The organism is Flavobacterium lacus (assembly GCF_003268815.1).
In the GTDB taxonomy this organism is placed as follows: Bacteria; Bacteroidota; Bacteroidia; order Flavobacteriales; family Flavobacteriaceae; genus Flavobacterium; species Flavobacterium lacus.
In genome coordinates, this window is sequence record NZ_QLSV01000007.1 from 133,745 (window position 1) to 148,405 (window position 14,661).

At 34.4% G+C, this 14,661-nt stretch carries 13 protein-coding genes; 10 read left to right on the top strand and 3 right to left on the bottom strand.

The window, feature by feature from the left end; translation table 11 throughout:
* Positions 1 to 46: 46 nt before the first annotated feature.
* From B0I10_RS08775 to B0I10_RS08785, 3 genes are all read right to left on the bottom strand, one after another.
* A complete protein-coding gene (locus tag B0I10_RS08775; protein ID WP_112086129.1) occupies positions 47 to 2,209 on the bottom strand; it encodes a polyribonucleotide nucleotidyltransferase in 2,163 nt (720 codons plus the stop codon).
* A 162-nt stretch (positions 2,210 to 2,371) separates the two neighbouring features.
* On the bottom strand, positions 2,372 to 2,641 hold the full coding sequence (rpsO, locus tag B0I10_RS08780; RefSeq protein ID WP_112086130.1) for a 30S ribosomal protein S15: 270 nt from the start codon (positions 2,639 to 2,641) through the stop codon (positions 2,372 to 2,374).
* A 93-nt stretch (positions 2,642 to 2,734) separates the two neighbouring features.
* On the bottom strand, positions 2,735 to 3,190 hold the full coding sequence (locus tag B0I10_RS08785) for a GAF domain-containing protein (protein WP_112086131.1): 456 nt from the start codon (positions 3,188 to 3,190) through the stop codon (positions 2,735 to 2,737).
* A gap of 71 nt (positions 3,191 to 3,261) precedes the next feature.
* Between B0I10_RS08785 and xrtF the strand changes: the two genes are divergently transcribed.
* The 10 genes from xrtF (at position 3,262) to B0I10_RS08835 (ending at position 14,655) form a co-directional block, all read left to right on the top strand.
* Positions 3,262 to 3,816: an exosortase family protein XrtF gene (gene xrtF, locus B0I10_RS08790; protein ID WP_112086132.1), complete on the top strand. Its 555-nt coding sequence runs from the start codon at positions 3,262 to 3,264 to the stop codon at positions 3,814 to 3,816.
* The gene (locus tag B0I10_RS08795; protein WP_449404076.1) at positions 3,794 to 4,237 is read left to right on the top strand and encodes an exosortase F system-associated membrane protein; all 444 of its coding nucleotides are present in this window, start codon (positions 3,794 to 3,796) and stop codon (positions 4,235 to 4,237) included. Before xrtF ends, B0I10_RS08795 begins: the two co-directional genes overlap by 23 nt.
* 38 nt (positions 4,238 to 4,275) lie before the next feature.
* Positions 4,276 to 5,109 (top strand): ATP cone domain-containing protein, encoded by an 834-nt coding sequence (locus B0I10_RS08800; protein WP_112086133.1) that lies wholly within the window; start codon positions 4,276 to 4,278, stop codon positions 5,107 to 5,109.
* 4 nt (positions 5,110 to 5,113) lie between these two features.
* Positions 5,114 to 6,469, top strand: a complete 1,356-nt coding sequence (locus tag B0I10_RS08805; RefSeq protein ID WP_112086134.1) for an MBL fold metallo-hydrolase RNA specificity domain-containing protein — start codon at positions 5,114 to 5,116, stop codon at positions 6,467 to 6,469.
* A gap of 55 nt (positions 6,470 to 6,524) precedes the next feature.
* A complete protein-coding gene (locus B0I10_RS08810; protein WP_146740330.1) occupies positions 6,525 to 6,941 on the top strand; it encodes an HYC_CC_PP family protein in 417 nt (138 codons plus the stop codon).
* Between the two features lie 62 nt (positions 6,942 to 7,003).
* Positions 7,004 to 9,250: a TonB-dependent receptor plug domain-containing protein gene (locus B0I10_RS08815; protein ID WP_112086136.1), complete on the top strand. Its 2,247-nt coding sequence runs from the start codon at positions 7,004 to 7,006 to the stop codon at positions 9,248 to 9,250.
* Positions 9,251 to 9,383: 133 nt separating this feature from the next.
* Positions 9,384 to 9,728, top strand: a complete 345-nt coding sequence (locus B0I10_RS08820; RefSeq protein WP_112086188.1) for a heavy-metal-associated domain-containing protein — start codon at positions 9,384 to 9,386, stop codon at positions 9,726 to 9,728.
* Positions 9,729 to 9,823: 95 nt separating this feature from the next.
* A complete protein-coding gene (locus B0I10_RS08825; protein ID WP_112086137.1) occupies positions 9,824 to 10,213 on the top strand; it encodes a hypothetical protein in 390 nt (129 codons plus the stop codon).
* A 76-nt stretch (positions 10,214 to 10,289) separates the two neighbouring features.
* Positions 10,290 to 12,782 carry a YbcC family protein gene (locus B0I10_RS08830; protein WP_112086138.1) on the top strand — a complete coding sequence of 831 codons (2,493 nt, stop codon included), beginning with the start codon at positions 10,290 to 10,292 and terminating at the stop codon, positions 12,780 to 12,782.
* A gap of 4 nt (positions 12,783 to 12,786) precedes the next feature.
* Positions 12,787 to 14,655 (top strand): proton-conducting transporter transmembrane domain-containing protein, encoded by a 1,869-nt coding sequence (locus tag B0I10_RS08835; protein WP_112086139.1) that lies wholly within the window; start codon positions 12,787 to 12,789, stop codon positions 14,653 to 14,655.
* Positions 14,656 to 14,661 lie beyond the last annotated feature (6 nt).

A 14,661-nucleotide genomic window follows, 5' to 3' on the forward strand; every position in this document is an offset into this window, starting at 1 on the left:
AACCCGATTCAGTTTTGAATCGGGTTGAGATATAAGTTAATTAAAATTAATCCTTTTTAGGCATAATTTTATTTTCTTCTGATCTTGGAGGTCTTGGCAAAAGAGCTTTTCTGGAAACTTTCTCTTTTCTTGTTTTTGGATCCATACCTAAGTATTTCACTTCGAAAACATCGCCCATATTTACCACGTCGGTTACGTTTTCGGTTCTTTCCCAAGCTAATTCAGAAACGTGCAATAAAACCTCGTTTCCTGGAGCAGTAGTATATTCTACTACAGCACCAAAATCTAACATTTTAATTACTTTTACTTCGTATGCTTCACCTATCTGTGGTTTGAACATCAACGAATCAATTTTAGCTAAAACAGCTGCAATTCCATCCGGATCAGTTCCTAAGATTTCAACTACTCCTTGTTCGTCAACTTCGTTGATAACGATAGTACATCCTGTAGCTTTTTGTAATTCTTGAATTACTTTTCCTCCAGGTCCGATTAAGGCACCAATGAAAGAACCAGGAATAGTTCGCATAATGATCTTTGGAGCGTGTTTCTTAACATCTTCTCTAGGCGTAGCAATCGTTTCGACCAATTTACCTAAAATGTGTAAACGACCTTCTCTTGCTTGATCTAACGCTTGCTCCATGATGTCATAACGCAATCCGTCGATTTTGATGTCCATTTGACAAGCGGTAATTCCATCTGCCGTTCCGGTAACTTTAAAGTCCATATCACCTAAATGATCTTCGTCTCCTAAAATATCAGATAAAACTGCAAATTTTTGACCGTCTGTAATTAATCCCATCGCAATACCAGAAACTGGTTTCACCATTTGAACACCAGCATCCATCAAAGCCATTGTTCCGGCACAAACTGTTGCCATAGAAGAAGAACCATTAGATTCTAAAACTTCAGAAACAATTCTGATAGTATAAGGACATTCAGCAGGAATCATATTTTTCAACGCACGTTGAGCCAAGTTTCCGTGACCCACTTCTCTTCTTGATGTTCCTCTTAACGGTTTTGCTTCACCGGTTGAGAAAGGAGGGAAGTTATAATGCAAATAGAATTTTTCTTCACCTTGTTCGGATGGCGAGTCAATTTGATTCGCTTCTCTTGACGTTCCTAATGTTACTGTAGCTAAAGCTTGTGTTTCACCACGTGTAAATAAAGATGAACCATGAACAGATGGCAAATAATCGATTTCACACCAAATCGGTCTGATTTCGGTTGTTTTTCTTCCGTCTAAACGAATTCCTTTTTCAAGAATTACATTACGAACAGCTTCTTTATTTGTTTTGTAATAATATTTTCCAACCAAACCGGCTAAGTCAGCGTTTTCTGCATATTCTTCTTCAGTAAATAAAGCTTTACACTCTTCTTTTACTAAAGCAAACTTTTCAGTTCTTTCGCTTTTTCCGGAAGCTGCTTGTGCAATGGCATAACATTTGTCATACGCTGCTGCTTTTACTTTGGCATAAACCGCTTCATCTTCAGGTTCGCCTTCGTAGGTTCTAATTTCTTTTTTGCCAAACGCTTCTTGCAAACGCAATTGAGCATGAATTTGAACTTTAATCGCTTCGTGAGCAAATTTAATGGCTTCCACCATTTCTTTTTCTGAAATTTCTTTCATTTCACCTTCCACCATGGCCACAGAATCCAACGAAGCACCAATCATCATGTCGATGTCTGATAATTCCAATTGAGCTTTGCTCGGGTTAATGATGAATTTTCCATCAATACGAGCAACGCGTACTTCAGAAATTAAATTGTAGAAAGGAATATCGGAAACAGCTAACGCAGCAGAAGCAGCCAAACCAGCCAACGCATCAGGCATAACATTTTCGTCGTGACTCATTAATTGAATCATTACTTGCGTTTCTGCATGATAATCATCTGGGAAAAGCGGACGCAAAACACGGTCTACTAATCGCATAGTTAATACTTCGTTGTCGCTTGGACGGGCTTCTCTTTTGAAAAATCCACCCGGAAATCTTCCTGCAGCGGCAAATTTTTCACGATAATCTACCGTTAAAGGTAAAAAATCTACATTCGGGTTTGCTGTTCTGGCTGAAACAGCTGTAGCTAAAAGCATACAATCGCCTAAACGAACCACAACAGAACCGTCTGCTTGTTTCGCTAATTTTCCAGTTTCGATAGAAATGGTTCTTCCATCTCCTAAATCGATAACTTCTTTCGTTACGTTTGGAATCATAAAAATTCTAATTTGGTATTAATTATTAGGTTTCGTTGTGTTGTTGTGTGTAGTTGTTGTGTAACCCAATGAAAAACCAAACTTTTTTATTCCTCAACCTAAATGGTTGTTTGGAACTTTACAATATATAAAACAAAAAGGGGCACAAAGCCCCTTAGTTGATTATTTTCTAATTCCTAATTCTTTAATTAACTCACGATATTTTACAACATCTTTTTTCTTTAAGTAGTCAAGAAGACTTCTTCTTTTACCTACTAAAAGCACTAGCGAACGCTCAGTGTTGTAATCATGACGATTTTTTTTCAAATGCTCAGTTAAGTGAGCGATTCTAAAAGTAAAAAGGGCTACTTGACCTTCTGTAGAACCAGTGTTTTCAGCTTTTCCTCCGTGTTTTGCGAAGATTTCAGCTTTTGTTTCTTTCGTTAAATACATTCCAATATTATTTTAAATGATTTTTATGTATGAAATAGGTGTTTCCTAATTCGGTTGCAAAGGTAATTTTATTTTTTAGATGGACAAGCTTTTCTAAAACAACTTTGCAACTTCTTCGTTTACAAATTCCAGAAATTTTTCATCTTTTTTAGTGAAAGGATCCAATACATGGCTGTCGATATCGATTTGACCAATATTTTTACCGTTCACAAAAAGCGGAACAACAATTTCAGATTTTACGGTAAAACTACAAGCAATATAATTGTCCTGTGCAGAAACATCCGGAACCACAAAATTTTTATTAGAAACGGCAACTTGACCGCAAATTCCCTTCCCAAACGGAATAACAGTATGATCGGTCTCTGCCCCTACGTAAGGGCCTAAATGCAAGGTTTGGGCTTCGTGGTTGGCAAAATAAAAACCGACCCAATTATAATAATCTACTTCGTCATGAAGCAATTGACAGATTTTTTGTAATTTTTCTTCTCGTGACAGATCAAATAAAGTTGAAATTTCACTTATTTTTGGTTTTAGGGCATCCAATTTCATAGGTTAAATTTTTTGCAAAGTTAAAACTTCAAAACTGCATTAATTTACATATTTTTGTTAAAAATTCAGTTTTGAAAAAGTACATTATTCAATACAAGCCTTTTTTAATTTTTTTATTAAAATTCTTCCTGAGCTATGTTTTTTTAACGGTTTTGTATCAATTTTATTTGAATTCATTTGATGATTCTTTATTGGAAGTAGATTCAATTACCAAAATAGTTGGTGTTCAAACACAACAAACCATCGAATTTTTTCAATACAATTCACATTTAGAGCCTCATCCCAAACAGAATTCTATGATGCTTTTTGTGGAAGAAAAATTTGTTGCCAGAGTGGTAGAAGGGTGCAACGCCATTAGTGTAATTATTCTTTTCATTGCTTTTGTAATTGCATTTAAAGGAAATTGGAAAAAAACAGTTTTATTCATCTCAGTGGGCTCTGTTTTAATTTACCTACTTAACGTGATTAGAATTGCTTTGATAGCTATAGCTTTGTATCAGTATCCTCAGCATGAGCACCTTTTACATGGCGTGATTTTTCCATTGTTTATTTATGGTGTTGTTTTTTTATTATGGGTTGTTTGGGTAAATAAATTTTCTGTATATGCAATTCAAAAAAAAGACTAAACCTCTTGATGTTTTCATGATAGCATTATGCGTGCTTGTTTTGGCACTCATTCGTTTTTTTGAAAAAACCTTGTTTTATGATCCTTTTTTAAGCTATTTTAAAAATGATTACCTCAATTTACCATTTCCGGATTTCAATGGTATCTGGCTTTTTTTTAGTCTGCTGTTCCGGTATATTTTGAATGCTTCCTTGTCGATAGCCATTATATATTTTCTATTTAAAGATGTATCGCTCACCAAATTTGCATCGGCACTTTATCTAGCCTTGTTTTTAACTTTGATTTTGATGTTTTTTGGTATTGTTTTTATTTTGGATGAAAACAGTAATTTTTTACTTTTCTATGTCCGAAGGTTTATTATTCAACCGTTGTTTTTAGTACTTTTTGTGCCTGCGTTTTATTTTCAGAAAAGGCAAAGTTGACTTATTTTTTTGTACCTTTATGAGACAATTTATGAGAGATGAAAGTCACAAAATTTTCCGGAGAAATTGTTTCTTTTGACAAAACTAAACTTCAAAGATCGTTGCAGAAATCGGGAGCAGATGACAATGTTGTGTTGCAAGTGCTTCATGAAATTGAACGCGAATTGTACGAAGGCATTCCTACTAAAAAAATTTATAAACTCGCCTTTCAATTATTAAAAAACTTTTCAAATGTTCATGCGGCTCGCTATAATCTAAGAACAGCGATTCAAGCTCTGGGTCCGGCTGGTTTTTTCTTCGAAAAATTCATAGGAAAATTATTTGAATTAGAAGGTTATCAAGTCCAAACAAATTTAATTCTGCAAGGAAAGTGTATTTCGCATGAAGTGGACGTTTTACTTAAAAAAGAAAATACAATTTCGATGATAGAATGCAAATTTCACGGGAGTCAAGATGCGAAGACCGATGTGAAAGTGCCACTTTATATTTTATCACGATTTAATGATTTGAAAGAAATACCCTTTTCAATTTTTAATGCAAACCACAAAATTAGTCATTGTTGGATTGCAACTAACAATCGATTTACCGAAGACGCTATTAATTTTGGTACTTGTTCTCATCTCCAGTTATTGAGTTGGGATTATCCGAGAGAAAATAGTTTAAAACATAAAATTGATGTCTATCAACTCTATCCTGTTACTTGTTTAACCACGCTAACGGCAGTGGAAAAAGATAGATTATTAATACAAGATATCATAACTGTCAAAGACTTACTTCAGCATTCCGATTGGTTGTCAAAAATTGGATTAAGTACAAATCGGATTAAAAACATTCTAAAAGAAGCGAATCAATTATGCAATCTAATTCAGTAAAATCATGAAAATTCATTTTTTAGGAGGAACCGGAACAGTAACGGGTTCAAAAACGCTAGTTGAACATAACGAATTTCGTCTTTTAATTGATTGCGGCTTATTTCAAGGTATAAAAGCATTACGCGATTTAAACTGGCAGCCGCTATCAATTGATCCTTCCACAATCGATTTTGTGTTGCTCACACATGGCCACCTTGATCATTGCGGTTGGTTGCCTCTGTTAGTTAAACAGGGTTTTAAAGGAAAAATATTTTGTACTGCACCAACCAAACAAATTGCAAAACTTATTTTAGCCGATAGTGCAAAAATTCAGGAAGAAGAGGCTTCAAAGGCAAATCAAGAGCATTTTTCTAAACATAATCCGGCCGAACCTTTATATACTGTAGCAGATGCGGAACAAGTAACTTCTTTCTTTAAAGTGGTTGAAAAAGATGTTCAAATTCGTTTGTCAGAAGATTGCTGGTTTTCATTTTTTCAATCCGGACATATCTTAGGAGCTTGTTCAATCGAACTTACTATAAACGAAAAAGTCTTGGTCTTTTCTGGTGATGTGGGTCAAGATGACGATGTGTTGATGTATCCGCCTGAAAAACCTCAAAAAGCAGATTATATTTTTTTAGAAAGTACCTATGGCAATCGACTTCATCCGCAAAATGATGTTTTATTAGATTTGGAAATGATTATCAATAAAACCGTAGAAAGAGGCGGAAATGTTGTGATTCCTAGCTTTGCAGTGGAACGAGCACAAACAGTCATGTATTTGCTTTGGCAATTGCGTTTGCAAAATCGAATTCCAACTATTCCCTATATCATCGATACGCCAATGGGTATTAAAGTGTTGGATATTTTTAATGATAATCCGAAATGGCACAAATTAAATCCAAACCAGTGTGAAGAAATGTGTAGCATGTTTTCGATGATTTCAGATTATGAAGACACCATCAATGCCATTTACGACAAAAGACCAAAAGTTGTGATTGCCGCAAGTGGAATGATTACCGGGGGAAGAGTATTGTCTTATTTAGAACGATATATAATAAAGCCCGAAAACACGGTGTTATTAGTGGGTTATCAAGCAGAAGGAACGCGTGGAAGAAAATTATTAGAAGGAGCCAAGGAAATTAAATTTTTTGGAAAGTATTATCCGGTAGAAGCCGAAATTGTTTTAGTTGAAGGTCTTTCCGCTCATGGCGACCAACTTGATTTACTCAATTGGTTGAGTGAATTAACGCAAAAACCTCAAAAAATATTTTTAGTTCACGGTGAAAATGAAGCTGCGGACACCTTGCGGACAAAGATTTTTGACACATACGGATTTGATGCAACTGTTCCGCTTTTAGGTCAAGTTGTTGAGATTTAATTCAATTAACAGATTTTTTTTTAAGCTAGTAATCAAAAAAAAGTACCTTTGCATTATGAATTTCAAAAAGTGCACTAGTATAATAATGGCTTTTTATCTGCTGATTTCTTCCAGTGGATTGGCTTTAAATGTGCATTATTGCGGTGATACGATTGCTTCTGTTTCCTCAATTTTTAATACAGAGGAACCTTGTGTGGTGGACGTTCATCCGGAAGAAAAATCGTGTTGTGCAACTTCGTTAGAAAATCACGACGGTTGTTGTTCAGATGAAACAATTCAAGCAGATTTTGATGAGGTAGTGATTAAACAACTGCAGTTTGACTTCGATTATGTTTCGGTTTTACCAACTGGTGAATTTTCTTTTTTCACCAATAGGATAGTGCTAGTTAACGAGCAATTGTTTGATTATTACTGTGATGCGAATGCTCCTCCACTCTATCAATTGTATTCCCAATTTGTTTTTTATGCCTGATTTTAGATTAAATTAGATTTCACTTTTGTGAAAAAATTACGTTTAATTTAAAATCATTTTTAATGAAAAAGCAATTTATAATTTCACTTTTTTTATTGTTTGCTACAGTGCTTTTTTCGCAAGAAAATGTCACCGGTAAAATTACTTTTGATAACAATCAACCTCTTAAAACAGCAAATATTTATTGGCAAAACACCCAAATTGGGGCGGTTTCTGACGATCAAGGAAACTTTACGATTCCATTTGCTGCCGAAAATTCGGTTTTAGTAATTAGTTATGTTGGTTTTAAAACAATTACCCAGACTATCGAAAAACCCGGAAATTTTAATTTTAAAATGGAGTTTGATACCTCTTTAGATGAAGTAACGCTCACAAAATTGAGAAGCTCACTTCAAAGAAATCTTCGCTCTACAGCCAATGTACAAACCATGACTGCCAAGGAATTAACCAAGGCGGCGTGTTGTAACCTTTCAGAGAGTTTTGAAACGAACCCAAGTATCGATGTAAATTTTTCTGATGCAGTCTCCGGGACCAGACAAATTAGGATGTTAGGTCTCACCAACCCTTATATTACCATGACTGAGGAAAATATTCTTGCATTAAGGGGTGGTTCGCAATATTCCGGACTTTCATACATTCCGGGGCCTTGGGCTCATAGTATACAAATTACTAAAGGTGCCGGAAGCGTTATCAATGGCTATGAAAGCATTTCGGGGCAAATTAATTATGAGTTTTTAAAACCAGATGAAGAGCCTACACTTTTTATCAATGTTTTTGGAGCGATGGGTGGTCGTTATGAACTAAACACACACTATCACACTATTTTAAACGAGCATTGGGCGACAGGTGTATTGGTGCACGGTAATTTCCGAAATGAAAAAAACGATATGAATAAAGATGGATTCTTAGACAATCCATTAATGCGTCAAATTAATGTAATGAACCAATGGAAATATGGTATTTGTGGGAAAAAAGGTATTTCCGCAGAATTCAAATGGCGCTTTTTTATTGATGAAAAACAATCTGGTCAAGTAGAATTTGACCCCAGCATTCCAAGACCCAGTAATCCATTTTGGGGTTCTGAAATTAATACCCGTCAGTTTTTAGCCAGTGCCAAAGTTGGGTATGTTTTTCCTGATATGGATTACCAAAGTATCGGTTTTCAAAACCAATTCACGGATTATCGTCAAGATGGATATTATGGCAATAGAGATTATTTTGTGCGTCACCAAAGTTGGTACAGTAATCTGCTTTTTGCCTCCATTATTAGTAATACGTTACATAAATTTACCACGGGTGCTTCTTTTCAATGGGACCGATTTGAAGAATTATATCAATTTAATGATTTTTCTCGAACGGATATCGGTGCAGGTGCTTTTTTTGAATACAGTTACAGTAATAATGATGATTTGAGTTACACGCTTGGGGGTAGAGCAGATTATAACAACAGATTAGGAGCTTTTCTTACCCCTAGAGCACATATTAGATTTCAGCCGGCAGAACAAACAACACTAAGAGCGTCAATAGGAAGAGGCAAAAGATTAGCTAATGTGTTTATGGAAAATCAAAATTTATTTGCTTCCAATCGTACTTTTGTGTTACCCACTTTGCCTCAAGGGGATAATGGATTTTATAATTTGGATCCAGAAATTGCTTGGAATTATGGGTTGAGTTTTTTACAAAAATTTAAAATTATCGGTAAAGATGCAGAGATTGGGTTAGACGTATATCGAACCGATTTTCAAAATCAGGTGGTGGTTGATTTAGACGCTTCCGCACAACAAGTGAATTTTTATAATCTAAACGGAAAATCATTTGCTAACAGCCTGCAATTGGATTTTAATATCACACCAACGACACATTTAGAATGGAGGAATTCTTATAAGTTTTATGATGTTCGAACTACTAACTCGATTGGATTGGAGCAACGCGTATTGCAACCTAGACACCGATTTTTTACCAATTTGGCGTATGAAACACGTACAAAGGATAATGGAAAACAATGGAAATTTGACGCCACTTATAATTGGTTAGGGAAACAGCGAATGCCGGTTTCAACCGGAAATCCTCTTGACTCTCAGTGGAACACCATGGCTCCAGCGTTTTTTACACTAAATGCTCAAGTGACTAAAGTATTCAGTTCGAATTTTGAAATCTATGTCGGAGGTGAGAACATGAATAACTATCGCCAACCTAACGCTATCATTGCTGCGACGGACCCTTTTGGGGATTTTTTTGATAGTAGTATGATTTATGGTCCGGTATTTGGAGCGATGTATTATGCAGGATTGAGGTGGAGAATTAATTAATTCTAAATTATAGCCACCGCAAGCACATTTTATTATGGTGGTCAGCGTTCCGAATGATAGTTCTCAGTATAGTACCAAATAGCAAATTACTTCAAAATAATTGATATAAGTAATCACATAAATGAATATAAAAATGAAAAATATAATTGTAACACTAATGGTTTTCATGGTGGGAATTTCCCTTCATGCTCAAGAAAAGAAAAACAAAAATGCTAAATACGACATTGAAGTAAATGGTAATTGTGAGATGTGTAAAAAACGAATAGAAAAAGCAGCCTTGTCTGTCAAAGGAGTGAAGTCTGCTGTTTGGCATGCAGACCATCAGGATATGCATTTGGTTTTAGATGAAAATAAATGTACTCTCCAACAAGTTCACGAAGCAGTGGCAAAAGTGGGTCACGATACAGGAAAAATAAAAGCAACAGACGAAGCTTATAATGATTTACACAGTTGTTGTAAGTTTGAAAGAAAACAATAACTTGAAAAGTTCCGATATCGTTATCGGAACTTTTTTTATTAAATTCATTTTTAATCGAAAATTAATCTAATTTTACATCGCTTTAGATAAATAATGTGAGAACAATAAAATTAGTTTTAGAAAAAAATAAAGGATTATTTTCTCTGCTTCTGGTATTTATTGTACTATACACAGGTTCTGTCAGAGGATTACTATTGGCTGAATTAGATCAGAATCAACTAACCTCTCAAAAAAATTCTCCAAACAATTTTTCCGAATGTGATATTCATTCGTCCCGAACAGTAGCATTTACGGCTGTTAACCAAGCAAAAACTACAGAATCTGAAATTGACGAAGTTCATTTAGATTTTACATTTCCAAAACCCAATGTATTTACTTTAGTTTTTGAAGAAAGACAGTTTTTCTTTCAATTTCTCACTAAAATAATTGTAGATAAATTACGTCTTTACGATTTATACTGCAATTGGAAAATACATCGGTCTTAATACATTATTAGTTTTTTAAGATTTCAATTTGTATTGAATATCAATAACTTATGTATTAATTCAACTTCATTAATCAGTGAAAACAACTATCGATGGCTTTGATGAACATACCGTTCTTCATCGTCTAACTCATTATTTACCGGCACAAAACCCGTTGAAAGATTTTGTGCATCACAATACTTTACACGCATTTCAACATAAAAATTTTCATGAAGCTTTGGCAAAAGCAACTACCATTTTTGGTTATAAAACCTATTTGCCTTTAGAAGATTTCAGAAAGCGATTTAATAAATCTGAAATTAATGAAACCGTACTCGATTGGGTGATTGAAAAAGAAAAAGGGAAGGAGAATTTCTCAGTATGGAAGGATAAATTGCTCAATCAAAACTACCATGAATCGGTTAAAGCCAGAATCGGAAATTTGCGAGCCAACTGGAAAAAAGAATATTCTATCAACTTAGAAAAATCCACTCATAGTTTACTCTTTCGGGTGTTGTGCAGTTATTTAGATCAAGGCATTGCACTTTGGATTTTTCCTGAAAAGGCAACTGGTTTTTTAGCTGCAATTAAAGCTTTGGAACAAAATACTTCTCAAAGTTTGTTTTCTTCAACAAGAGTAAAGGAATTGCTTTTTAAAAATGCATCCATTACAGAATTACTCGAAATTGTGGTTGGCAAGCAAGAACTTTATGAATACTATTTATTTGACCAACAATTTGCTCATCCCGGATGGAGTGGGATGATTGCCACTATCGAAATAAATCCCAGTTCGCTTTTAGACACAAGACCAATTACTTTTGAAGAGTTGGTTAAGTTTGAATTATTGCTCGAAATTGATGTTTTAGACAAAAAATTCAATAGTAATTGGTCGCCACTAGGATTAAAAGTGAGAGCACATGAATATAAACTCTTTGAACCTATAAAATATAACGAATTGTTTGAGGTTCTGTCACTTTGGCAAAAAGCGTTTGAGTGGAGCTTTTATGATCAGGTGTTAGCAAGTGTAAAAGAAACAGAACAAGTGCCTGTCAATTCTACTCCAAGTTTTCAAGGTTTATTTTGTATGGATGATCGTGAATGTTCTTTTAGAAGACACATTGAACATCAAGATTCTAAAGCAGAAACATTCGGAACTGCTGCTTTTTTCAATTTTGAATTTTATTACCAACCGGTAAATGGAAAATTTCATACCAAATTATGTCCTGCACCGGTAACACCTAAGTATTTGATTAAAGAAGAGCACAGAAAGAAAAAACATGTGAAAGATTTTCATTATCACAAGCATTCTCATTCGTTGCTTTTTGGTTGGATAATTAGTCAGACTCTCGGATTTACTTCTGCTTTTAAATTGTTCCTAAACATTTTTAGGCCATCTATGTCTTCGGCTACAACGTCTTCATTCAAACATTTACATAAAAAGGCTAAACTTCATATCGAAAATCAAAATATTAATGATAGAGAAAGTGATTTACAAGTTGGTTTTACCATAGAGGAAATGACGAATAGAGTTGAAGGACTATTAAAAAGTATTGGTCTCATCAAGAATTTTTCGTCGCTTATTTATGTTGTCGGACACGGTGCTACAAGCGTGAATAACACACATTATGCCGGATATGATTGCGGTGCTTGTTGCGGAAGACCAAGTTCTGTGAATGCAAAAGTTGCGTGTTTTGCCGCCAATCATCCAAAAGTTAGGGAAATGCTTAAAGAACGAGGAATAGAAATTCCTTTGGAAACTCAATTTTTGCCCGCTTTACATGATACAACCAGAGATGAAATTCAATTTTATGATGAAGGTATTTTAAGTGAATTCAATCAAAAATTACATTTTCAAAATCAAGAAATATTTTCAAAAGCTCTCCAAAATAATGCAAAAGAACGTTCTAGAAGGTTTGACACTATTAATTCTTCCGATTCACTTGAAAAGGTACACAAAAATGTAAAAAGAAGATCTCTGTCATTGTTTGAGCCTCGACCGGAATTGAATCATGCTACGAACGCGATGAGTGTTGTTGGAAGAAGAAGTATGTCTAAACAATTGTTTTTAGACAGAAGGTCGTTTTTGAATTCCTATGATTATCAAATTGATCCCTCAGGTGATTTTCTAGCGGTTATTTTAGGACAAGTAGCCCCGGTTGCCGGCGGAATAAATTTGGAATATTACTTTTCCAGGGTTGACAACCAAAAGTTAGGTGCCGGTTCAAAACTACCACATAACGTAATGGGTTTGATTGGTGTAGCTAATGGAATTGATGGAGATCTTCGTCCCGGATTGCCCAGTCAGATGATTGAAGTTCATGATCCTATCCGATTATTGGTTGTGGCAGAGCATTTTCCGGAAATTGTAAAAAAAGCAATTTTAAAAAATCCATCAACCTATGAATGGTTTAAAAATGAATGGGTAAAACTTGTCGTAGTTCATCCAGAAAACAAACAACTTTTTGTGTTTGAAAAGGAAGATTTTATTCATTATCAAGCCATTCAAAAAACAAATTACGTTCAAAACGAGTTGGAAGTTGATGTTGAAACAAAGGAGAATTTGCCCATTTCAATTCTAAAAACAGCGTAAGATTATGGAAAATATACTTCAGTTTTTTTTATTACTTCCTTTTTTAGGTTTCGTAATCAGTGCATTTTTACCTGAAAATAAAGAGAAATTAATTTCTATAATTGCTTTTAGTACTGTTTTTATTCAGTTTCTAGGCATTGTTTTATTTAGTATAATTTGGATTTGGAATGATTCTCCTGATTTAAACTTGAGAGAAATTACAGTTTTCAAAACTGCTCATTACGAGTTTTTTATTAATTTCTATTTTGATAGAATAACAGCGGTTTACCTTTTTGTAGGTGCTCTGCTGACGTCGATGATAACCACATACAGTCGTTATTATCTTCATCGTGAAAAAGGATATAAACGATTTTTTACCACCGTTTTATTCTTCTTTTTTGGATATAATTTAGCTATTCTATCCGGCAATTTTGAAACATTGTTCATTGGTTGGGAAATTATCGGAATTTCTTCATTTCTATTAATCGCGTTTTACAGAGAACGCTATTTACCAGTTAAAAATGCCTTCAAAGTGTTTTCGATATACAGAATAGGCGATGTTGGATTATTGTTAACGATGTGGGCAAGTCACCATTTGTTTCATGAAAACATTACATTCATGAAATTAAATAATTATGAATTGGTTAATGAACATCTCCAAAACCATTCCATAATTGGTGTTTTTATTGCGTTATGTCTTGCTTGCGCAGCAGCAGCAAAATCGGCTCAGATTCCTTTTTCATCTTGGTTACCAAGAGCAATGGAAGGACCAACACCATCCAGTGCAATTTTTTATGGCTCACTTTCTGTTCATTTAGGGGTGTTTTTAATGTTGCGAACGTTTCCTTTTTGGGAACATCAAACATCAATGCGATTTGCAATTGGGTTAATGGGATTAACCACGGGTATTATGAGTTCGTTAATGGCTCGCGTTCAGTCTTCTGTAAAAAGTCAAATCGCTTATAGTTCTATTTCGCAAATCGGAATTATCTTTATCGAAATTGCTCTCGGTCTAGAAGTGTTGGCACTCATTCATTTTTCAGGGAATGCTTTTTTGCGAACGTATCAGTTGTTGGTTTCTCCTTCGGTAGTAAGTTATTTGATAAGAGAACAGTTTTATACTTTTCAACTTAAATCTGAAAAGGAAAACTTTTTCTTTCCAAGAAAAATTAGAAATACACTATATGTTCTTGCGTTGAAAGAATTTAATTTAGAAGCATTTTTGAATTTTGTCCTGTGGCGACCTTTAAAAATAATTGGGAAGTCTTTGGATTTTTTGAATATCAAAAGAGTTTATTTCTTTTTTATTCCACTTTTTGCTTTGGGTGTAATTGCCTATCAATTCAAAGAGATATTGCCAAATGAGTTAAGATCCGTTTTACCTGAAATTTTTGCCGGAGTAGGTTTGGTATTTGTTTTTAAATCCTTTTCAGAACGCAAGAGTCCATTTTTAGCTTGGATTTTAATAGTTATGAATCATTTCTGGATTGCTTTAGCGATAGTTTTTAATGAACATGTAACCGTAAACGAAATTGCCTTTTATTTAGCAGGAATTATCGTTTCCGGTGCAATTGGATATTTGGCATTGCTGAAATTAAAGCAAATGGAAAAACGAATCTTACTCAGTCAATATTTAGGACACGTTTATGAACACCCAAAATTCGCTTTTTTCTTTTTGTTAGCAACATTGGGAATTACAGGATTTCCTATAACAAGTACTTTTATTGGCGAGGATTTGATTTTTAGTCACATAGGAAGTAATCAGATTGTCTTAGCCTTTTTTGTAGCCTCTAGTTTCGTGGTTTCCGGAATTGCCGGAATCCGAATTTATGCTCGTTTATTTTTGGGACCTCATGTAAAAACATATCATGAGTTACCTTATCAATCATCTTAATATAAA